The following is a 20,296-nucleotide window of genomic DNA, read 5'->3' as shown; positions in this document are numbered from 1 at the left end:
AGATGCGAGTTATTGTTTATGGTAGCCTGAGGCGAAAACAAGGCAATCACCACTGGATGACGGACGCCCAATTGTTGGGAGAGCACCGATTAGCAGGTTATGAAATTTATGATCTGGGGCACTATCCGGCGGTTATCCGTGGCGAAGGAACAATCGAGTGTGAAATCTATCGTATTACGCCATCCATCCTGACAGAATTGGATGAGTTGAAAAAAAACGCTCAGGAGTACCAAAGAGAACTGATTGAAACACCGTATGGCAAGGCATGGATTTACCTTTATCAATTGTCTGTTGAGGGATTGTGTAGGATAAACTGCGGTGACTGGCTGAAACGCTACGAAGAAGAGTAACATTAGAAAACCGAACGACAAACCAAAAACCGCTGTCCCTGATTGGGGCAGCGGTTTTTGGCAATGAAAACCTGTTATTTCCTGTCAGGATTATTTTTTAGCTGCGCGTTCGAAAGAAGACAGGATTTCAGCCTTGGCGGCTTCAACATTATCCCAGCCCTCAACTTTAACCCACTTGCCTTTTTCCAGATCCTTGTAGTGTTCGAAGAAGTGAGTGATTTGAGCACACAGCAGCTCCGGCAGATCGTTCACATCTTTGATGTGATCATATTCTTTGCTCAGTTTGGTATGAGGAACAGCCACCAGTTTTGCATCTTCACCGGATTCGTCAGTCATTTTCAGGACACCAACCGGACGACAGCGGATAACAGAACCTGGCTGCAATGGGTAGGGTGTCGGCACTAATACGTCAACCGGGTCACCATCAAGAGACAGGGTATTGTTGATATAACCGTAGTTACATGGGTAGAACATCGCACTTGACATGAAACGGTCTACAAACAGGGCACCAGACTCTTTGTCTACTTCATATTTGATGGGATCTGCATTTGCGGGGATCTCAATGATGACATAAATATCTTCAGGTAGCTCTTTGCCAGCCGGTACATTATTCAGGCTCATAAAACGGTTTCCTTCAATTTTAAACCAAAATGGAGTGCGGGGTATTATAGCCAAAACAGGCCAGAATTCCTCGGATTTTTCGGTTGTTGGCGATGGCTGAAAAGCAGAATAAAAAAAAGCACAGACTCAACCCTGAGTGAGCCTGTGCTTATTTTATATTAATGGTAGTTTAATTTGGGGAAACTTCTCCGTAACTACCCACGCGTATTATGCAAAGAAGTAACGACGGCTTGTTGAGAGGATATATCGTTGCCGGTTCGATTATCCTTTTAAGGTAGTCATAGGCATAAATAGTTTCATCTGATGGCGTATACGTCTTCAATATATTAACTCCTGTTGAGTTATTGAGAAGAGCTTTCAATCCGAAATAAGGGAAATGCTCTTTGTCATATTCATAACTAATTGAAGTTGGAGTAGTTGTTTGCGGAGTTGCTCCCATATCAGTCAGAGTCGGTGCGACAGCTTGCTGATTATTGAGACCAGAATTGTTATTCCCATTCAGATAACTACATTCAGGGTAGTTGCCTAAGGGAACAGTATTCGAATTTGGAGCCAAAGGATCCGGATGCTCAGGGATCAATATGTATCTCCGTGGGTTGAAAGTATAGTAATAACTAGACGTTATTCCAGTATCCGAAACTGTTTTGGTTAGTGTCACTGTTACCGGCCATTGCTCAATAGAGAAGTTATCCAGGAGGAATGTGATATTCCCTGTATTTCTGTCTACTTTCACTAAATTAGGATTGGAAGATCTGATGTCTGATCCCGATAACCCGGCAGAACCCCCATTTGGTCTGGGAATGTTTGTGCCATCAAACAAATTCGTTTTTCCATCCTGTGTCAGTTGAACGATGAGATCTTTATGTACGTTATAGGGCCTTCCCTGCTGAGAAATATATTTAGTTTTAGGTGAGTTTTCGGTTCCCATCAGAATTCCCACGGGTATTGGAACAGTATCGAAATTTACCGGTTCGGATTGTATGCTATTTGCATCATCTTCATAGGGTGTATCCTGCAATAGTTTGAAATAAATACCATCCATACCGACGAGACTTGTCATATAGAGCGTCAAATAACCCTCAGCATCTGTGGTTGGATTCGCAGGGATCTCAAGCTTAACTTCGTCCGGAACATTAAGTAGATTAGAAATAACTGTCTTCTTCTCCGCTTTAATTTTACCAAGAGACTGATTCTTAAGAGGAAGTTTGCTTTCTGTATCGATGACCCGCACTTTATAGGTATAGCGATCTTTTCCGTTGGCGATGAGTGGTCTCATCGGGGATTGCGATATTGCATCGAATGCGAACTTCAGGCTTTCTGGAGTGACAAAATTGAAGGGTTCAGAGAAGCTTTGATGTTTTTCATTAATCAATACCCCAACCTTAGCCCCTTTTACTCTCTGGGTACTGGTCACAATCGCCTTGATTTTACCTTCCTCATCAGAGGTGTTCTCATAGCCAGGGGCGGGCGTAACAGATAATCCCGGTAGGTCAGAAGGCACTGTACTCCATTGTAAGTTCATCTCCATTTTTTTATTGATTGGGTTGCCATCTAAATCGAATACTGTCGCAGTCACAATGACCGGCTTTTGTTCCGTTGCCTCATAAGGCGCTTTCTGGTCAAAGACAAAGTCCTTGGCCTGAATAGCATCACCAAGATGAGTGAGATTCAGCGGTTTGTCGCCTTTTATCTCCAGCTTAGGTTGAGCATCCATTGACAGATAAATCTTTGTCTTCGGATCAAGCGGCTGAGTACTGCTCAACGTTGCAGTTAACTGACCGTTATCATTGGTCGTTCCTGCTGAATCCCAGTTCAATATTGCATGTTTATTTTCGGGTTCAATGCTCCATTTTACGTTTGGTATTACCTGGTTTTTAATCGGTGGATTATTTTTATTACCATAGGTGATTGTTGCTGCCAGATCATAAGCAGGTTTGCCATTGGAAATAACAGGCCCCGTACCACTTGGCTTGATGCTTTGCTCTTTAATGGCAAAAGGTTCAACAACCACATCCATATAGGTTGTCATGGGCTTATTGCTACCCGTTATTTCAGAAATAGCAGACAGGGTATAGCTATTTATCCCCTTGACAGAATATTTTGGCAGATCCAGTTCAACAGACGAGCCATAGGGTGTGATAGCGCCCCCGTTTTTACGGAACTCTTCATTAGTCTGCCATGATATCTTTTTCAGGCGGTGTTCAGCCGTAATATTAGGGGTAATTTGAACATGCTGGGCACTGTATCCGCTTAACGTATTTGGCAGGGCGAGATTGAACTCCGGTTTTTTCTTGTAGTCCAACACGATATGGTTGTTTCTTTCTACGAGTTCATAACGGCTTCCGGCCAGTGTACGTATAGCAGCAACACTACGCGGTGAAATCTGATCGCCAAAAGGGATACCGAAACGATAATTCAGATTGGCCTGGAAGAGAGTTTCGCTGTGTCCACTGCCGAACTTATAATCCACCCCCATCGTCATCAGCGGAATAGGGGTATAATTCAGGCCAATTCGGGCAAGGTTAGGATTCTTTTGTTTGGTTTCCCGATTGAACAGGGCAACGTTATCGCCGAAGTACTGTTCATAGCCCAACTTACCCCCAAGATTTGGATAAGCGGGTAAGAAAAATTCACCATTGATATCGTAGCCGTTGGCGGGTCGTTCTTCATAATCCAGCTCGTTGGGTGATATACGCCATTTGCTCAAGCGCCAATAAGTGTTGGCAGACAATTTAACATAATCTGTCCAGATTTCGCCTCCAACACCCAGCCGTTGATGTTGTCCTGTGAAATCTTTGTCAAAGAAGGTATTTAAACCATACATCCATTTAGGCGTGAAATAACGTCCACCAAAGCCGAGATTCAGGGTATTACGGCTGTCGTGACGGCGATAACCTAACTGTGAGAAAAATAGCCAATCTGCTTTGTTATCATAGAGAGGGACTAGCACATCCAGAGAGCTGGCATCCAGTTTCCCTTTTTTATCGATGGAAAAATTAATCCTGCCAGTACCAAACCGGGTCAACCATTTTTGAGCTTCCGTGTTTATCGCACCATTGATTTTCCCCAACGCGTAGGATTTTGCCTGCTCGGTTAATTGGGATGGGGAAGAGGATAAGATATCACCTATCTTATGGATGCCTTGTGTGATGGCACCCACTTTCTGATCAATAGCCTCTTGATTATCCCGCGCTTTATTAGCGTTATTTTCATTTGCTGGTTTTTGTAAGAACCTCTTTCTTTCTGTTACTGTCACTTTATTGATGTGATTTTCATTTGCTGGTTTTTGTAAGAACCTCTTTCCTTCTGTTACTGTCACTTTATTGATGTGATTTTCATTTGCTGGTTTTTGTAAGAACCTCTTTCTTTCTGTTACTGTCACTTTATTGATGTGATTTTCATTTGTTGGTTTTTGTAAGAACTTTTTTCTTTCTATTCTATTTTCTTGAACTTTTTCACCCGCTGACAGTGCACTCGTAGGAGTAAAGGGCAAAAAAAGCGAGTACATGAGAATAGAAAGCCGAAAAACTTTATGATTTATAAACGAGTCCATATATGAATTCCTCATAAAATATGGGCTGGCGCCAGCGCTTTAGCATTACACCTTTGATGTTTAAAACTTCAGTTTTATTGGGTACAGCTATCTCATTAATATAAAAAAGATAATCTTTCCCATACCTACATACATTAGGAAAAATTTTGTTGTTATGCGTAATGAAAAATTATTATCAGTAGATAACAAAAAGCTATCACTTTATTTCCACAGAAATTAGGTTTTATCTTTCATGCAAAGCGGTGTTTTTTCAGGAATGACGATGGCGTATCAAGAGGAATATATGAGTAATTGGTTGCAAGGTGAGTGTCATTGAAATAGAAAAACTGAGGTTTAGAAAATAAATGGAATAAGAGGTGGGAATCCACCTCCCTATATTATGGCTTAATCATACTGTTTATTGATCAGGGAATTCCGCCATAAAACTTTCGGCTTTTTCTACCATAGACTTGGTGCCGACAAAAAAAGGTACGCGTTGGTGTAGCTTATTTGGCACGATATCCAGAATACGGTTTGCGCCATCGCTGGCTTTACCACCGGCTTGTTCAGCCAGAAATGCGATTGGGTTGCATTCATAAAGTAAGCGGAGTTTGCCTGTTGGATGACTTGCCGTACTTGGGTAGATATAGATCCCGCCTTTTAACAGATTGCGATGGAAATCAGCAACCAGAGAACCGATATAGCGGGTAGTGTATGGACGTTGGGTTGCTTCGTCTTGTTCCTGGCAATATTTGATGTATTTTTTCACACCCAGTGGAAACTTGATGTAGTTCCCTTCATTGATCGAGTACATATTGCCCTTTTTCGGAAATTGGACTTTCTCATGGGTCAGACAAAATACCCCAAGGGAAGGATCATAAGTAAAAGTATGGACACCACAGCCTGTCGTGTAAACCAGCATAGTGGATGAGCCATAAACCACATAACCGGCTGCAATCTGACGATTCCCCGGTTGCAGGAAGTCTTCCTCGGTTACAGGCTGACCGATCGGGGTAACGCGATGGTAAATTGAGAAAATAGTCCCGACGGAAACGTTTACATCAATATTCGAAGAACCATCCAGTGGATCCATCAAAACAACATATTTTGCATTTTCTGCCCGGTCGCCATCAAAAATAACGATGTCGTCTTCCTCTTCAGAAGCAATGCCTGCGACTTCGCCGCGTGCTTTCAGTGCTGCCTTGAGTTTTTCATTGGCATATAAGTCCAGCTTCATCTGAACTTCACCCTGCACATTAGATACGCCACTTGAGCCTAAAATATCCACCAGACCGGCTTTATTGATATCCCGATGGATAATTTTGGCACCTAACTTGATGGCAGACAGCAGTGCAGTCAGTTCACCTGTAGCATGCGGAAAATCTTGCTGCTTTTCGACGATGAATTCGCCCAATGTTTTCATGACAAAGGCCTTGAATTTGGTTGTGGTTTTCGGAAGCGTGCTTCACTGATGTGTCGCACTTCTGTGCCGCACTTAGACGCGGGCAGTTTAGCTAAAGAATCTGCTGATTCATAGGTTATTGCATTTTTAATCTCTGATTTGATAGTTAGAATAGTGATACAGTTCATGAATCAGGTAGAAATAAATGCATATTCATATTCTTGGCATTTGCGGTACTTTCATGGGTGGGCTGGCGATCCTCGCCCGCGCACAGGGGCATGAAGTGACTGGCTCTGATGCTAATGTTTATCCCCCAATGAGCACGTTGCTGGAAAAACAAGGCATTGAGTTGATCCGGGGCTACGATCCGGCCCAGCTCGATCCTGCTCCGGATGTGGTGATCATTGGTAATGCCATGACACGTGGCAATCCCTGCGTAGAAGCTGTGTTAGATCGTGGCATTCCTTATACTTCTGGTCCGCAGTGGTTGCATGATCATATATTGCCAGAGCGCTGGGTATTGGCAGTCGCGGGCACCCACGGTAAAACAACGACGGCGGGTATGGTGGCCTGGATATTGGAAGAGTGTGGCTATAAACCCGGGTTCCTTATCGGTGGTGTGCCAGGGAATTTTGACGTTTCAGCACATATTGGTGAAAGCCCATTTTTTGTGATTGAGGCGGATGAATATGACTGTGCTTTCTTTGACAAGCGTTCGAAATTTGTCCACTACAGCCCCCGTACATTGATCATGAATAATCTTGAGTTTGATCATGCTGACATTTTCGAAAATTTGGGCGCGATTCAAAAACAGTTCCACCATCTCGTCAGAGTTGTGCCGAGTACCGGCAAGATCATTGTTCCTGATAATGATATTAATTTGAAGCAAGTGCTCTCAATGGGATGTTGGAGTGAATTGGAACAGACAGGGGAAAACGGTCATTGGCAGGCGAAGAAAGCCAGTCAGGATAGCAGTCACTATCAGGTATTCCATCAGGGGGAGCTGGTGGGGGAAGTGATGTGGTCATTAGTCGGTGAACACAATATGCATAATGGTTTGATCGCAATTGCGGCAGCCCATCATGTGGGGGTGCAACCTGCGGATGCCTGTCAGGCACTCGGCCAATTTATTAATGCCCGTCGTCGCCTTGAATTACTCGGCGATGTTAATGGCATCTCGGTGTATGATGATTTTGCCCATCATCCAACGGCTATCCTGGCCACACTGGAGGCGTTGAGAAGTAAAGTGGGCGGTATGGCTCGTATTCTTGCCGTGCTGGAACCGCGTTCGAATACCATGAAAATGGGCATGAGTAAAAATGATATTGCCCCTTCTTTGGGGCGTGCTGATGAAGTTTTTCTCTATCAACCTACCAATATTCCGTGGCAGGTTGTTGAAATTGCTGAACAGTGTATTCAACCCACTCGTTGGAGTGCTGATATTGATACTTTGGTGAAAATGATTGTAGAAACGGCACAGCCCGGTGACCATATTCTGGTGATGAGTAATGGTGGATTTGGCGGTATTCACGAAAAACTACTGGCTGCATTGACGCAAAAAACCAGCGCATCTTAGTTAATATTTTTTATATTTCGGTCTGCCATACGCATATTTTGATTAGATTGGTATACGGCAGACCTGAATAAATTAAAGTTCCTGTTCAAACAGATGGAGAATGGCTTCGTAAAGTTGTTTTGTCGTAAAGTTCTGCGCTGGAGTGGAAAAAATAGTGTCATCCCCTGCAATGCTGCCAAGGATCCCTTCTGCTTTCCCCAATGAATCTAACAGGCGGGCAATTAACTGTGCTGCGCCAGGGCTGGTACGTATGACGACAATGCTGTGATTATAATCGACATCTAATACCAGATTTTTTAATGGGCTGGTGGCAGTGGGCACGCCCAATTCTGCGGGTAAGCAATAAACCATTTCCATCTTTGCATTACGGGTTCGGACAGCACCAAATTTCGTCAGCATTCTGGAAACTTTAGATTGGTTGATGTTTTCAAATCCCTGTTCTTGAAGTGCCGAAACAATTTCACCTTGAGAGCTGAATTTTTCTTCTTTCAATAATGCCTTGAACGCTTTTACCAAATCTTCCTGTTTCGAAGGAACACGCATATTTCACCATCGTTGAATCCGTTATCAGGCGGCCATTATGCGAAAGAGTGAATTTTTATGCAAGAAAGAGAAGAAAAAACCAATATACAGAGAATAGTGAATTAAGCGTAGTAAATGTATTGTTAATTAAATGGGATTGTTTGGTAGGAAAGGGAAGAGTAAGGTAATAAGCTAATTGTTGAAGCGCTCGCCTGAAGTAATTCTTAAAAAAGTGTCCATTATCTCATTAACAGATAAGCATTTTGTTTAGAATAAAACGACGTTGGTGTTCCATCATCAGGCTATTAAGTGGATAATCTGACTGTTAACAGATTGTTTTTAATGCATGGTGTTTTTAATATATTGGTGTTTTTAATACATCGTGTATACAAATAGATCGTATTTACAGTACTTAATTTAAGGAGTATCAGGATGAAAGTTGCAGTTCTCGGTGCAGCCGGTGGTATTGGTCAGGCACTTGCCCTTCTACTCAAGACCCAGCTTCCTTCAGGTTCAGAACTGTCCTTGTATGACATTGCTCCGGTGACTCCAGGCGTGGCAACCGATCTGAGCCATATCCCAACGGAAGTCAAAGTCACTGGTTTTGCTGGTGAAGATGCAACTCCTGCACTGGCAGGTGCAGATGTCGTATTAATTTCTGCGGGTGTGGCGCGTAAACCTGGTATGGATCGTTCCGATTTGTTCAATATCAATGCGGGAATCATTCGTAATCTGGTTCAGCAGGTTGCTAAAACGTGTCCAAAAGCATTAATTGGAATTATTACCAACCCCGTCAATACCACGGTTGCCATCGCCGCTGAGGTACTGAAAAAAGAAGGGGTATACGATAAGAACCGCCTGTTTGGTGTCACAACCCTGGATATCATTCGTTCCAACACCTTTGTTGCTGAACTGAAAGACAAGAAAGTAGAAGAAATAGAAGTTCCTGTTATTGGTGGGCACTCTGGTGTGACCATCCTGCCTCTTTTGTCGCAAATTCCAGGTGTTAGCTTCACTGATGAAGAAGTTGAAGCATTGACCAAGCGTATCCAGAATGCGGGTACTGAGGTTGTTGAAGCGAAAGCGGGTGGCGGCTCTGCAACTCTGTCTATGGGACAAGCAGCGGCTCGTTTGGGGCTGTCGCTGATCCGTGGCTTGCAAGGCGAAAGCAATGTTGTTGAGTGCAGCTATGTTGAAGGTGATGGCAAATATGCCCGTTTCTTTGCGCAGCCTGTTCGCTTAGGTAAAAAGGGTATCGAAGAACATTTAGATATTGGCAAGTTGAGTGATTTTGAACAAAAGTCACTGGATAGCATGCTGGATGTTTTGAAAAAAGACATTGAGTTGGGCGAAAAATTTATTAACGAATAATTCATTTATTAAAAATATATTAATATACGAATTAAATTAAATATATTAAATAACTAAAACCGCTAGTTAGAAATAACTAGCGGTTTTTTTCAATAGTTATATTGATAGCTAATTATTCTTTTTCTCTCTTACTTTTCTTTCCAATAGTTCTCCTGTATGGGGATCGAAATAGCGGCTTGGCCATATTTCAGACGGATGTAGTTCTAAATAATTCGCTATTATCCATTCTCCCTTGGGCCATGGGCGAGAAAGTGTATTCGCCAAAGTTGATGAACTCAATCCCGCCGCACGAGAAACGGCAGCTAATGTCGTTCCTCGTTTACGTAAAGCGGCAATAATATCAGCAGGATGCCAATCCGATTTCGTAGAAATCATTTTTTTAATCCTTTTCTATTAAATTAGACGCCACATTAGTGGTATAACTAAAGCGTTAATGTGAAATTAATAACGAACACGAACCTGTTATTAAGAAAATAAAATAACATTATTTTTTCTAAAAATGTTTCTAATTTTTTCTTAATAACTTCTTTTTTGAACTTGGTAACAAAAATAGAGAAACGTTATGAAAAAAGAGTGGTATACGGCAATGGAGCTGACCGGTGTAGGTGAGTTACCTAGATCACCACAAGGAGTTAATGCCAGGGCAAAGCGTGAAGAGTGGTTAAAACAGAAACGGGCTGGCGTCCAGGGGCGGGCGATTGAATACCATTACTCTTGTTTTCCTCAAACAACGTTGGAAGCGTTAGAACTCCATGAAACACCAGCAGAATATCAGGTTCAAAAACAAGATCCTTTAGCCATTTGGGTAAGTGCATTTAATTTACTTACCGAGGAAGAGAAGGAGGTCATTACCGAAGTGATATTACGAGATGGCATAAGAAGTTTTTTGGAAAAAATCATAGCTACTTGAGACAGCTTTTGAAAAGCCAGGTACTTAACATTTGGCTTTCTCGTCACTGCTCCAGTATCAAGCGAGGAGAAAGAGATGAAAAAAGAGTGGTATTCTGCAAAAGAACTCATCGGCCTCGCAGGGCTGCCATCGTCACCCCAAGGAGTCAATCTGATGGCAAGACGCGAGGGCTGGGAACAACGCCGTAAGCGGGGCGTCCAAGGTAAAGCGCTTGAATATAATGTCAACAGTTTGCCCGAAGAAGTCGTGAATGTGCTGACGGTCAGTGAAAATTCGGTCGAATACTATCGCAATAAACGACAGGACCCATTTATGATCTGGGTAGAAGCTTATTACCAGTTGAGCAAATCCGAAAGAGAGCGAATGGTTAAATTTATTTTGAGAAAAGGGCTAGCCAGCCTGGTCCAATATGTCGGTATTCAAGATAGTGATAATAAAGACAGCGCCCTGGATTGAATTATCTGGGGCACTGTTTGATTCAGGTTAGGAAAGTCGCTGTACAGCGACATGGGCCAATCCCTCAAGAGCCGCCTTGTATGGAGAATTTTCCAGTGACTGCAATGCTGAAATAGCCTTATCAGCTTCTTCTTCTGCCTGCTGGCGGGTGTATTTAAGTGAACCACACTGTTTCATCGTTGCCAGGACGGTATCCAACAAATGGCGGCCATTACCTTGCTCAATGGCACTTCGGATTAAAGCGGATTGCTCCGGTGTTCCGTGGTTCATGGCGTGCAAAAGAGGCAATGTGGGTTTGCCTTCGTTTAAGTCATCCCCTGTGTTCTTACCCAGCGTGCTGTTATCTGAGTCATAATCCAACAGATCATCAATTAATTGAAATGCGGTGCCCAGATAACGGCCATAATCACGTAGTGCTATTTCTTGCTCAGGAGTGGCGTTGGCGAGAATGGCGGCTGAATGCGCAGCGACTTCAAACAGGCGAGCGGTTTTACTGTAAATGACCCTCATATAGTCATCTTCTGAAATAGTAGGATCATTGCAGTTCATCAACTGCATGACTTCGCCTTCAGCAATGACATTGGTAGCATCAGACATCAATTTTAATACGCGCATGGAGTCGAGATCGGTCATCATTTGAAATGAGCGCGTATAGATAAAATCGCCCACAAGGACACTGGCCGCATTGCCATAAATGGCGTTGGCTGTCGCCTTACCACGGCGCATATCAGATTCATCAACGACATCATCATGCAGCAGCGTTGCCGTGTGGATAAATTCAATCAAAGCAGCAACTTTGATATGTTTTTCATCCTGGCAATGAAGGGCTTTACCTGCCAGTACGGCAATCATTGGCCGAATGCGTTTGCCACCCCCGCTGATGATGTAGTAACCAAGTTGGTTAATCAGCGCAACGTCAGAATTTAATTGGTTAAGAATGGTTTCATTAACCGCTGCCATATCATCAGCGGTGAGTTTAAGTATCGATTCTAAATTCATGTTTTGGCTTTGGACTCTGATTCAGAGCTGTGCTCATTAATTAGCATATCAATAGATATCAAGATATCTCGATTGTACTTGAAAAACCGTTCAAATAAATGACAATTGAAAAACTCTGTTTTTTTCTCATCTGTTCTAATTCTGCACTTGTCTTCCAAGTGGTTTTTGCGTAGAATTCGCGCCCTATGTGAATATTTTATAGCGCGCTCTGGAAAGCATTTTAGGGGGGTGCGCGGAAAGCGGAGTTTATATGTACGCAGTTTTCCAAAGTGGTGGTAAACAACACCGAGTAAGCGAAGGCCAAACAATTCGCTTGGAAAAGCTGGACATCGCAACAGGTGAAACTGTTGAGTTTGACCAGGTGCTGATGGTCGCTAACGGCGAAGATATCAAAATCGGCGCTCCAGTAGTTGAAGGCGTTAAAATTAAAGCTGAAGTTGTCGCTCACGGTCGTGGCGAGAAAGTTAAAATTGTTAAGTTTCGTCGTCGTAAACACAGCCGTAAGCAACAGGGCCACCGTCAGTGGTTCACCGATGTTAAAATCACTGGCATCGCTTAAGATTTTAGGAGAGCAGATTAATGGCACACAAAAAGGCTGGCGGCTCGACTCGTAACGGTCGCGATTCTGAAAGCAAACGTCTGGGTGTAAAACGTTTTGGTGGTGAGTCTGTTTTGGCAGGTAGCATCATCGTTCGTCAACGTGGTACTAAATTCCACGCAGGCAACAACGTAGGTTGTGGCCGTGACCACACCCTGTTCGCATTAGCTGACGGGAAAATTAAGTTCGAAGTTAAAGGTCCAAAAAACCGTAAATTTATCAGCATCGAAGCTGAATAAGTTTTTTGCATCTTGATCGAATCAGAAGCCCTGCAATATGTGTTGCGGGGCTTTTTATTATTTTGGATTACGCCATCTCTGGGTACTAGCTGCCATCCAGCTTTACAGTGGCTATCCTGCGGAGAAAAAAAATGAAATTTGTAGATGAAGCCAGAATTCTGGTTGTAGCGGGAGATGGTGGCAATGGTTGCGTCAGCTTCCGTCGTGAGAAATATATTCCAAAAGGTGGACCGGACGGCGGTGATGGTGGTGATGGTGGTGATGTCTACCTGCTAGCAGATGAAAACCTCAATACACTGATTGATTACCGTTTTGAAAAATCCTTCCGTGCTGAACGTGGTCAGAATGGACAAAGCCGGGATTGTACGGGGAAACGTGGTCAGGATATTACCATTAAGGTTCCGGTCGGAACTCGTGTACGTGATGTTGCCACGGGCGAAATACTTGGGGATATGCTGCGCCATGAACAGCGTTTTATGGTAGCAAAAGGTGGCTTCCACGGACTTGGCAATACCCGTTTTAAATCTTCGGTAAATCGTGCTCCTCGTCAAAAAACGATGGGAACTCCCGGAGAAAGTCGTGAGCTGATGTTGGAACTGATGCTACTGGCTGATGTAGGGATGCTGGGGATGCCAAATGCAGGCAAATCCACCTTTATTCGTGCTGTATCGGCCGCAAAACCGAAAGTCGCTGATTATCCATTTACAACCCTGGTGCCAAGCCTCGGCGTTGTGCGTATGGATAACGAGCAAAGTTTTGTCGTTGCAGATATCCCTGGTTTGATTGAAGGTGCCTCAGAAGGTGCCGGATTGGGTATTCGTTTCTTGAAGCATTTGGAACGTTGCCGCGTATTGCTGCATTTGATTGATCTCTGCCCAATCGATGAATCCGCGCCGGTTGAAAACGCCCGTATCATCATCAAAGAACTGCATAATTACAGTGAAAAACTGGCAGAAAAACCGCGCTGGTTGGTCTTTAACAAAGTCGATCTTACCGATCCAGAAGAAGCTAAACAGCGGGCAAAAGCTATCGCTGAGGAGCTTGGTTGGGAAGGCGATTATTACATGATCTCAGCCGTGAATCGTCAGGGCGTAAAAGAGCTTTGCTGGGATATTATGGAGTTCATGAAGACGCAGCCTCGTAGCATGGAAACGTCGGAGGAATCCCAACCGGAAAAAGTGGAATTTATGTGGGATGACTACCATAAAGAGCAGTTACAGCAAGCATCTGACGACGAAGATTTGGATGATGACTGGGACGAAGAAGATGACGAAGGCATCGAGTTTATTTATAAACACTAATCTTCATGTAACCACTTGAATATAACAAAAGGGCGCTGTATTTGGCGCCCTTTTTTCTTTTTGGTCAAACCCTTCTTAATAACAGAGCCAGTTCAGTGACTTTGATATAACGATTTATATAAATCGTGTTCAAAACGCGATAACGGAACACGGCGGGTTCGCTGATCTTGTGGGGGAACAGAGTAGGCAGAAACAAACTGGACAAAAGCAATTTGCTGCCCACTGGCGGCAGTCATAAACCCTGCGAGGTTATAAACCCCTTGCAATGATCCCGTTTTGGCAAAGACCTTACCATCAAGCCCTGCTTCGTGCAGACCGGGACGATAAGCCAACGTGCCATCATATCCCGCTTTGGGCAACATGGAGATGAAGTCCAGTTCACCATTGTGTTGAGCAATAAATTGCAATATCTCCAACATGGTTGTGGCAGCGATTAAATTGTGGCGTGAAAGACCAGATCCATCCACCATGACGGTGTTACCTAAGTCAATGCCGGCTTTCTGTTTCAGGATTTGGCGGACTGCATCGGAACCTGCCCGCCATGTCCCTGGAACGTTGAAATAGCGGTGGCCGAGGGTTCGAAAGAGGGTATCTGCAATCATGTTATCTGATTTTTTTAACATGACTTCGAGCATCTTATTTAATGGCACAGATTGGTTTACAGCGAGGATCTTTTCTGGTTGCTTGGGAGCCGCCTGGAGCCGTATATGGCCTTTTAACTCAATACCGGCAATCTTCAGTTCATTTTTCAGGAGCTTGCCAGCATAACCAGGCCCATTCTGGATAGCAAATGCCAATGGCAGTGGTTCATCGCGTTGTGTCAGGCAACCTGTGAAGGTATATCGATTCAAATCACCCGATGTAATATCAAATTCACAATATTTCGCTTCTGGTGAACCCTTAGCCAATGTTTTGACTTCACTCAGTACATTAACAGGATAAAAAGAGGGCACACGGACAAATGCCAGTTCGCCAGGTTGTTCTGAGCTGTAGAGTGAAACAGAAAAGCAGTTCTTATCTACGATTGCGGCTGATGGAGGGGCGCTGAAACACTGGGTCATATCGTTCCATACCCAGCCCGGGGCTTTATCATGGCTGGAAAAAATCGAAATATCGATGATGAGATCCCCGTCAATCTGTTTGATACCCGATTGTTTTAAGGACTCCACCATATTACGCAGTTGTGAACGTGTCAGCATGGGATCACCGACAAAGCGAGCCGTCAGGTTACCTTTTAATACACCATCTGAAAGATTAGCATCACTTTCCAGTGTTGTAACAAAACGGTAATCCTTACCAAGCTGCAATAGCGCTGCTAATGCCGTCACAATTTTCTGCGTACTGGCAGGTAAAGCCATTTGTTGCCCGTGATAATCAACTAAGAGATTTTTTGCCCCAACGGCTTGGGCAATAAATGAAAAATGAGTTCCCGTAGGCAAATACTGGGTACTTTTCTCAATAGAAGAGCTATCAGAAGCGGCATTTGTACTGAAAATACTCAGGCTTAAACTGAGCATACAAGCTATTCTGCTGGTCATTTTTAAAAGAGCCATAGGTCTCGCGTATGAAGGTGATGTATTCCAGGAATATTTGTATTAATCATACTAAGGTATAATTCAAAGGAAAAGTAAACGATGATCCATCATCAACTCTACGTTAGAATGATGGATTGGCAGATAAGTATTCCTGTGGACTTCAGATTGTGCTGAATTACACTTCTTTTTATCAAGTATCTGTAAGCCCGCCTGATAAGGTGTGCTCATTGTGCTGTTATTAAAAAATGTGCTGTTATTACAAAAATCAGGAAGATGTTGTTTGGGCTTAGGATTAATTTAAAGGTTGAATAAATGAAACAAATTCCGATGACGGTACGTGGCGCGGATAAATTGCGCGGAGAATTAGAACATTTGAAAAATGTACGTCGGCCTCAAATTATTGCCGCAATCGCTGAGGCGCGTGAGCACGGTGATTTGAAAGAAAACGCGGAATATCATGCCGCTCGTGAGCAGCAGGGTTTCTGTGAAGGCCGTATTCAGGAAATTGAGGCTAAACTTTCCAATGCACAGGTGATTGATGTCATGAAGATGACCAACAATGGCCGAGTGATTTTTGGAGCAACGGTCACGGTACTGAACTTGGATTCCGATGAAGAGCAGACCTACCGTATTGTCGGTGATGATGAAGCCAATATTAAAGAAAATCTTCTTTCAGTGAATTCACCGATTGCCCGTGGCCTGATTGGTAAAGAAGTGGATGATGTTGTTGTCATCTCCACGCCTGGCGGTCAAGTAGAATTCGAAGTTTTGAATGTGGATTATATCTAATACACCATGCTCAAAGAAAAAAGGCCGGTTTTGGCCTTTTTTATCAAGGTAAATAAATTAATATGGCACTTTTGTATAAATATGCCGTGATTATTTAGGTAGACTAATCTTGCGTTCTTCCGATGGACGGTAGAGAACTAACATTTTGCCAATGATTTGCACGTTATGTGCACCCGTTTCACGAACAATTGCTTCAGCGATCAAAGTTTTTATTTCACGGTCTTCGCCAGCAACTTTGACTTTGATAAGCTCGTGATGCGAAAGAGTTTGTTCGATTTCAGCCAACACACCTTCGGTCAACCCATTGTTGCCGATCATCACGACAGGCTTTAATGAATGAGCAAGGCTTTTCAGGTATTGGATTTGTTTCTTGTTAAGAGTCATCGTTTTTTTGCTTAGTTGGGATTGAAAACGATATATTCTACCGCCATCTCATGTCTATCACCATAAAAGTGTGGTGTGGTTTGATAAGAGAGCGCAAAAAAATATGGTGCCTTATTAGTAGAGTTGGAAAGAACAATGGCCAATAAAAAACGTTCAGCAAGCTCAAGTCGCTGGTTACAGGAACATTTTAGTGATAAATATGTTCTCCAGGCGCAGAAAAAAGGGCTTCGCTCTCGCGCTTGGTTTAAACTTGATGAGATACAGCAAAGCGACAAAATCTTTAAACCGGGCATGACCGTTGTTGATTTAGGCGCTGCCCCAGGTGGGTGGTCTCAGTACGTAGTGAGTCAGATTGGTAATAGCGGGCGAGTCATTGCTTGCGATCTTTTGCCGATGGATCCGATAGTTGGGGTCGATTTTCTTCAAGGAGACTTTCGTGATGAGCGGGTATTGAAAACATTACTTGAGAGAGTTGGTGATAATAAAGTCCAGGTCGTCATGTCGGATATGGCTCCTAATATGAGTGGAACTCCTGCGGTCGATATTCCCCGATCCATGTATCTGGTTGAGTTAGCGTTGGGTATGTGTCGTGATGTGCTGGCCCCTGGGGGTAGTTTTATTGTCAAAGTATTTCAGGGAGAGGGCTTTGATGAATACCTGAGGGAAATACGCTCCCTTTTTGCGAAGGTAAAAGTTCGTAAACCAGAATCTTCGCGGGCACGATCACGTGAAGTATACATTGTAGCGACAGGGCGGAAAGTGTAGTACCCTGACTACTATTTGTTAACACAGTTGTAATATGAGGTTAATCCCTTGAGTGACATGGCGAAAAACCTGATTCTCTGGTTAGTCATCGCAGTTGTCTTGATGTTATTGTTCCAGAGTTTTGGTCCCAGCGACTCCAGTGGTCGTAGGGTTGATTACTCTAATTTCATCAGTGAGATATCGCAGAATCAAGTAAGCGAAGTACGTATTTCGGGTCGTGACATTGATTTCACTAAGAAAGACAACAGTGGAAAATACAGCACTTATATGCCAATTCAGGATGAAAAGTTGCTGGATACCCTACTTAATAAGCAGGTAAAAGTTGTTGGTGAACCACCAGAACAACAAGGCCTGTTGGCGACCCTCTTTATTTCATGGTTCCCAATGTTACTGCTCATTGGTGTTTGGATCTTCTTTATGCGCCAAATGCAAGGCGGTGGCGGTAAAGGGGCGATGTCTTTTGGTAAAAGCAAAGCCCGGATGTTGACGGAAGATCAGATCAAAACCACGTTTGCCGATGTTGCTGGTTGTGATGAAGCCAAAGAAGAAGTGGGCGAATTGGTTGAGTATCTGCGTGAACCTGGCCGTTTTCAAAAATTGGGGGGTAAAATCCCGAAAGGCATCCTGATGGTTGGCCCTCCAGGTACGGGTAAAACATTGCTGGCGAAAGCTATTGCTGGCGAAGCGAAAGTCCCTTTCTTCACCATCTCGGGTTCTGATTTCGTTGAAATGTTCGTGGGTGTTGGTGCTTCCCGTGTGCGAGATATGTTTGAGCAGGCGAAAAAAGCTGCACCGTGCATCATCTTTATTGATGAAATTGATGCAGTAGGTCGTCAGCGTGGCGCGGGTCTGGGTGGTGGACATGATGAACGTGAACAGACACTGAACCAGATGCTGGTTGAGATGGATGGCTTTGAAGGTAACGAAGGCATTATTGTTATCGCAGCAACTAACCGTCCTGATGTTCTCGATCCTGCTTTGTTACGTCCTGGCCGTTTTGACCGTCAGGTCGTTGTTGGTCTGCCGGATGTTCGTGGCCGTGAGCAAATCCTGAAAGTTCATATGCGTCGCATTCCGCTGGATACTGATATTGATGCCTCGGTCATTGCTCGTGGCACGCCAGGTTTTTCTGGCGCAGATTTGGCAAACCTTGTGAATGAAGCTGCTTTGTTTGCTGCTCGCGGTAACAAACGCGTTGTTTCTATGGTTGAGTTCGAAAAAGCCAAAGATAAGATCATGATGGGTGCGGAGCGCCGTTCAATGGTTATGACCGAGGAACAGAAAGAATCCACGGCATACCATGAAGCAGGACATGCCATTATTGGTCGTTTGGTTCCAGAACACGATCCTGTGCATAAAGTGACGATTATCCCGCGTGGCCGTGCGTTGGGTGTGACGTTCTTCTTGCCAGAGGGTGATCAGATCAGTGCAAGCCGTCAGAAGTTGGAGAGCCAAATTTCAACTTTATACGGTGGCCGGTTAGCGGAAGAAATTATCTATGGTGTAGATAATGTTTCTACTGGTGCGTCCAACGATATTAAAGTGGCGACATCTATTGCGCGTAACATGGTGACACAGTGGGGCTTCTCAGAAAAACTGGGACCATTGCTGTATGCGGAAGAAGAAGGCGAAGTTTTCCTCGGTCGCTCGGTTGCCAAGGCAAAACATATGTCTGAAGACACCGCGCGTTTAATCGATCAGGAAGTGAAGGTTCTCATTGATCGTAACTATGTACGTGCTCGTCAGATTCTGATGGATAATCTGGATATTCTTCATTCAATGAAAGATGCATTGATGAAGTATGAAACGATTGATGCTCCTCAGATTGATGACCTGATGAATCGTACAACAGTACGCCCGCCAGCAGGTTGGGAAGGTGATAAGAATGGCGGTAATAGCAATAACCGTCATAACACGCCATCTCCGCAGCAAACTTCAAAGCCTGCGGATGGTAATCCAACCGCATAACGTGGCTCACAATCTTACATTAAACCCCAGGCTTGTCCTGGGGTTTTGACATTAAGGCACCTAGCGATGAAACTGACTGCCAGAGGCAGCGTCCTCGATCTTTCCTGCCCACAAGTGATGGGAATTTTAAACGTTACCCCTGATTCCTTCTCTGACGGTGGAACCCATAATACTTTTAACACAGCATTAGAGCATGCCGTCGGGATGATCAAAGAAGGGGCAACCATTATTGATGTGGGTGGTGAATCGACTCGTCCCGGAGCGAATGAGGTAAGTGAGCAGGAAGAATTGGATCGTGTTATTCCAATGATTGAGGCGCTGGCACAGCGCTTTGATACCTGGATCTCTGTTGATACCTCAAAAGCTGTTGTTATGCAGGAATCAGCCAGGGCGGGGGCGTATATTATTAATGACGTCCGTGCGTTGCAGGAGCCTGGAGCACTTGATGCGGCAGCACTAAGTGGTTTGCCGATCTGCCTGATGCATATGCAGGGGCAACCTCGGACAATGCAAACAGAGCCTCACTATGAAAATGTTGTATCGGAAGTAAAAAATTTCCTGATACAGCAAATTGAGCGCTGTGTTGCGGCGGGTATCGCAAAAAACAACCTGATTCTTGATCCTGGCTTCGGTTTTGGTAAGAACTTATCGCATAATTATCAGTTATTGGCTCACTTGCAAGAATTCCATCATTTGGGATTACCTATTCTGGCGGGAATGTCACGCAAGTCCATGATTGGCCAATTATTTGATGTACCACCGCCGGAGCGTGTGGCCGGAAGCGTTGCTTGTGCTGTGATTGCAGCTATGAAAGGTGCTCAGATTATCCGTGTGCACGATGTAAAAGAAACCGTTCAGGCAATGCAAGTTGTTCACGCAACACTGTCTGCCAATAATACCTGTACGACATACGGTATCTGAAAAGAATACATGTTCATAGAATACAGAGTTTGTAGAATACATCGTTTGTAAAGAACA

The 20,296-nt window shown here is 44.0% G+C and carries 20 protein-coding genes; 12 read left to right on the top strand and 8 right to left on the bottom strand.

Going from position 1 to position 20,296, the window contains the following annotated elements:
- Positions 1-2: 2 nt before the first annotated feature.
- On the top strand, positions 3-350 hold the full coding sequence (locus AAY47_RS00315; RefSeq protein ID WP_047766264.1) for a gamma-glutamylcyclotransferase family protein: 348 nt from the start codon (positions 3-5) through the stop codon (positions 348-350).
- A gap of 90 nt (positions 351-440) precedes the next feature.
- On the opposite strand, the gene ppa is transcribed toward AAY47_RS00315, so the two are convergent.
- The 3 genes from ppa to fbp form a co-directional block, all read right to left on the bottom strand.
- Positions 441-971: an inorganic diphosphatase gene (ppa, locus tag AAY47_RS00310; RefSeq protein ID WP_047766263.1), complete on the bottom strand. Its 531-nt coding sequence runs from the start codon at positions 969-971 to the stop codon at positions 441-443.
- Positions 972-1,140: 169 nt separating this feature from the next.
- Complete coding sequence (locus AAY47_RS19845) at positions 1,141-4,524, bottom strand: inverse autotransporter beta domain-containing protein (protein WP_053014174.1); 3,384 nt, start codon at positions 4,522-4,524, stop codon at positions 1,141-1,143.
- Between the two features lie 397 nt (positions 4,525-4,921).
- On the bottom strand, positions 4,922-5,926 hold the full coding sequence (gene fbp / locus AAY47_RS00300; RefSeq protein ID WP_047766262.1) for a class 1 fructose-bisphosphatase: 1,005 nt from the start codon (positions 5,924-5,926) through the stop codon (positions 4,922-4,924).
- A gap of 184 nt (positions 5,927-6,110) precedes the next feature.
- On the opposite strand from fbp, the gene mpl reads away from it, so the two are divergent.
- Positions 6,111-7,481: a UDP-N-acetylmuramate:L-alanyl-gamma-D-glutamyl-meso-diaminopimelate ligase gene (gene mpl, locus AAY47_RS00295; protein ID WP_047766261.1), complete on the top strand. Its 1,371-nt coding sequence runs from the start codon at positions 6,111-6,113 to the stop codon at positions 7,479-7,481.
- A gap of 72 nt (positions 7,482-7,553) precedes the next feature.
- Here mpl and argR read toward each other — a convergent pair whose 3' ends face one another.
- On the bottom strand, positions 7,554-8,024 hold the full coding sequence (argR, locus tag AAY47_RS00290) for a transcriptional regulator ArgR (RefSeq protein WP_047766260.1): 471 nt from the start codon (positions 8,022-8,024) through the stop codon (positions 7,554-7,556).
- 411 nt (positions 8,025-8,435) lie between these two features.
- On the opposite strand from argR, the gene mdh reads away from it, so the two are divergent.
- Positions 8,436-9,374, top strand: coding sequence for a malate dehydrogenase (gene mdh / locus AAY47_RS00285; protein WP_047766259.1), 939 nt, complete (start codon positions 8,436-8,438; stop codon positions 9,372-9,374).
- A gap of 108 nt (positions 9,375-9,482) precedes the next feature.
- Here the strand turns inward: mdh and AAY47_RS00280 are convergent, their stop codons facing one another.
- The gene (locus tag AAY47_RS00280; protein WP_047766258.1) at positions 9,483-9,749 is read right to left on the bottom strand and encodes a helix-turn-helix domain-containing protein; all 267 of its coding nucleotides are present in this window, start codon (positions 9,747-9,749) and stop codon (positions 9,483-9,485) included.
- Between the two features lie 187 nt (positions 9,750-9,936).
- Between AAY47_RS00280 and AAY47_RS00275 the strand changes: the two genes are divergently transcribed.
- Both AAY47_RS00275 and AAY47_RS00270 read left to right on the top strand, forming a co-directional pair.
- Positions 9,937-10,284, top strand: coding sequence for a DNA-binding protein (locus AAY47_RS00275; RefSeq protein WP_047766257.1), 348 nt, complete (start codon positions 9,937-9,939; stop codon positions 10,282-10,284).
- Positions 10,285-10,359: 75 nt separating this feature from the next.
- The gene (locus AAY47_RS00270) at positions 10,360-10,740 is read left to right on the top strand and encodes a DNA-binding protein (RefSeq protein ID WP_047766256.1); all 381 of its coding nucleotides are present in this window, start codon (positions 10,360-10,362) and stop codon (positions 10,738-10,740) included.
- A gap of 27 nt (positions 10,741-10,767) precedes the next feature.
- Here AAY47_RS00270 and ispB read toward each other — a convergent pair whose 3' ends face one another.
- Positions 10,768-11,739: an octaprenyl diphosphate synthase gene (gene ispB / locus AAY47_RS00265; RefSeq protein ID WP_047766255.1), complete on the bottom strand. Its 972-nt coding sequence runs from the start codon at positions 11,737-11,739 to the stop codon at positions 10,768-10,770.
- 250 nt (positions 11,740-11,989) lie between these two features.
- On the opposite strand from ispB, the gene rplU reads away from it, so the two are divergent.
- The 3 genes from rplU (at position 11,990) to cgtA (ending at position 13,877) form a co-directional block, all read left to right on the top strand.
- The gene (rplU, locus tag AAY47_RS00260) at positions 11,990-12,298 is read left to right on the top strand and encodes a 50S ribosomal protein L21 (protein ID WP_047766254.1); all 309 of its coding nucleotides are present in this window, start codon (positions 11,990-11,992) and stop codon (positions 12,296-12,298) included.
- A gap of 20 nt (positions 12,299-12,318) precedes the next feature.
- On the top strand, positions 12,319-12,576 hold the full coding sequence (gene rpmA / locus AAY47_RS00255) for a 50S ribosomal protein L27 (RefSeq protein ID WP_010845218.1): 258 nt from the start codon (positions 12,319-12,321) through the stop codon (positions 12,574-12,576).
- Between the two features lie 131 nt (positions 12,577-12,707).
- Entirely contained in the window at positions 12,708-13,877 is a 1,170-nt protein-coding gene (cgtA, locus tag AAY47_RS00250; protein WP_047766253.1) for an Obg family GTPase CgtA, read from the top strand.
- A 92-nt stretch (positions 13,878-13,969) separates the two neighbouring features.
- On the opposite strand, the gene dacB is transcribed toward cgtA, so the two are convergent.
- Positions 13,970-15,430 carry a serine-type D-Ala-D-Ala carboxypeptidase gene (dacB, locus tag AAY47_RS00245; protein WP_047766252.1) on the bottom strand — a complete coding sequence of 487 codons (1,461 nt, stop codon included), beginning with the start codon at positions 15,428-15,430 and terminating at the stop codon, positions 13,970-13,972.
- 294 nt (positions 15,431-15,724) lie between these two features.
- On the opposite strand from dacB, the gene greA reads away from it, so the two are divergent.
- Complete coding sequence (gene greA, locus AAY47_RS00240) at positions 15,725-16,201, top strand: transcription elongation factor GreA (RefSeq protein ID WP_047766251.1); 477 nt, start codon at positions 15,725-15,727, stop codon at positions 16,199-16,201.
- 90 nt (positions 16,202-16,291) lie between these two features.
- Here greA and yhbY read toward each other — a convergent pair whose 3' ends face one another.
- Positions 16,292-16,585, bottom strand: coding sequence for a ribosome assembly RNA-binding protein YhbY (gene yhbY / locus AAY47_RS00235; RefSeq protein WP_047766250.1), 294 nt, complete (start codon positions 16,583-16,585; stop codon positions 16,292-16,294).
- Between the two features lie 135 nt (positions 16,586-16,720).
- Here yhbY and rlmE point away from each other — a divergent pair, with 135 nt between their 5' ends.
- From rlmE to folP, 3 genes are all read left to right on the top strand, one after another.
- On the top strand, positions 16,721-17,350 hold the full coding sequence (gene rlmE, locus AAY47_RS00230) for a 23S rRNA (uridine(2552)-2'-O)-methyltransferase RlmE (protein WP_047766249.1): 630 nt from the start codon (positions 16,721-16,723) through the stop codon (positions 17,348-17,350).
- Between the two features lie 48 nt (positions 17,351-17,398).
- Positions 17,399-19,318 carry an ATP-dependent zinc metalloprotease FtsH gene (gene ftsH, locus AAY47_RS00225; protein WP_047766248.1) on the top strand — a complete coding sequence of 640 codons (1,920 nt, stop codon included), beginning with the start codon at positions 17,399-17,401 and terminating at the stop codon, positions 19,316-19,318.
- A gap of 66 nt (positions 19,319-19,384) precedes the next feature.
- Positions 19,385-20,239: a dihydropteroate synthase gene (folP, locus tag AAY47_RS00220; protein ID WP_047766247.1), complete on the top strand. Its 855-nt coding sequence runs from the start codon at positions 19,385-19,387 to the stop codon at positions 20,237-20,239.
- Positions 20,240-20,296: the final 57 nt, after the last annotated feature.

Source organism: Xenorhabdus griffiniae (assembly GCF_001028135.1).
Taxonomy (GTDB): Bacteria; Pseudomonadota; Gammaproteobacteria; order Enterobacterales; family Enterobacteriaceae; genus Xenorhabdus; species Xenorhabdus bakwenae.
Note: the sequence above shows the minus strand (reverse complement) of the source record. Positions and strands in the feature narration are given on the sequence as shown.

Excerpts from the sequence above, each read along its gene's own strand:
- mdh (WP_047766259.1), top strand. The coding sequence starts at position 8,436 with ATGAAAGTTGCAGTTCTCGGTGCAGCCGGTGGTATTGGTCAGGCACTT.
- mpl (WP_047766261.1), top strand. The coding sequence starts at position 6,111 with ATGCATATTCATATTCTTGGCATTTGCGGTACTTTCATGGGTGGGCTG.
- cgtA (WP_047766253.1), top strand. The coding sequence starts at position 12,708 with ATGAAATTTGTAGATGAAGCCAGAATTCTGGTTGTAGCGGGAGATGGT.
- ispB (WP_047766255.1), bottom strand. The coding sequence starts at position 11,739 with ATGAATTTAGAATCGATACTTAAACTCACCGCTGATGATATGGCAGCG.
- argR (WP_047766260.1), bottom strand. The coding sequence starts at position 8,024 with ATGCGTGTTCCTTCGAAACAGGAAGATTTGGTAAAAGCGTTCAAGGCA.
- yhbY (WP_047766250.1), bottom strand. The coding sequence starts at position 16,585 with ATGACTCTTAACAAGAAACAAATCCAATACCTGAAAAGCCTTGCTCAT.
- ppa (WP_047766263.1), bottom strand. The coding sequence starts at position 971 with ATGAGCCTGAATAATGTACCGGCTGGCAAAGAGCTACCTGAAGATATT.
- AAY47_RS00275 (WP_047766257.1), top strand. The coding sequence starts at position 9,937 with ATGAAAAAAGAGTGGTATACGGCAATGGAGCTGACCGGTGTAGGTGAG.
- dacB (WP_047766252.1), bottom strand. The coding sequence starts at position 15,430 with ATGGCTCTTTTAAAAATGACCAGCAGAATAGCTTGTATGCTCAGTTTA.
- folP (WP_047766247.1), top strand. The coding sequence starts at position 19,385 with ATGAAACTGACTGCCAGAGGCAGCGTCCTCGATCTTTCCTGCCCACAA.
- AAY47_RS00280 (WP_047766258.1), bottom strand. The coding sequence starts at position 9,749 with ATGATTTCTACGAAATCGGATTGGCATCCTGCTGATATTATTGCCGCT.
- rplU (WP_047766254.1), top strand. The coding sequence starts at position 11,990 with ATGTACGCAGTTTTCCAAAGTGGTGGTAAACAACACCGAGTAAGCGAA.
- AAY47_RS00270 (WP_047766256.1), top strand. The coding sequence starts at position 10,360 with ATGAAAAAAGAGTGGTATTCTGCAAAAGAACTCATCGGCCTCGCAGGG.
- rlmE (WP_047766249.1), top strand. The coding sequence starts at position 16,721 with ATGGCCAATAAAAAACGTTCAGCAAGCTCAAGTCGCTGGTTACAGGAA.
- AAY47_RS19845 (WP_053014174.1), bottom strand. The coding sequence starts at position 4,524 with ATGGACTCGTTTATAAATCATAAAGTTTTTCGGCTTTCTATTCTCATG.
- fbp (WP_047766262.1), bottom strand. The coding sequence starts at position 5,926 with ATGAAAACATTGGGCGAATTCATCGTCGAAAAGCAGCAAGATTTTCCG.
- greA (WP_047766251.1), top strand. The coding sequence starts at position 15,725 with ATGAAACAAATTCCGATGACGGTACGTGGCGCGGATAAATTGCGCGGA.
- rpmA (WP_010845218.1), top strand. The coding sequence starts at position 12,319 with ATGGCACACAAAAAGGCTGGCGGCTCGACTCGTAACGGTCGCGATTCT.
- AAY47_RS00315 (WP_047766264.1), top strand. The coding sequence starts at position 3 with ATGCGAGTTATTGTTTATGGTAGCCTGAGGCGAAAACAAGGCAATCAC.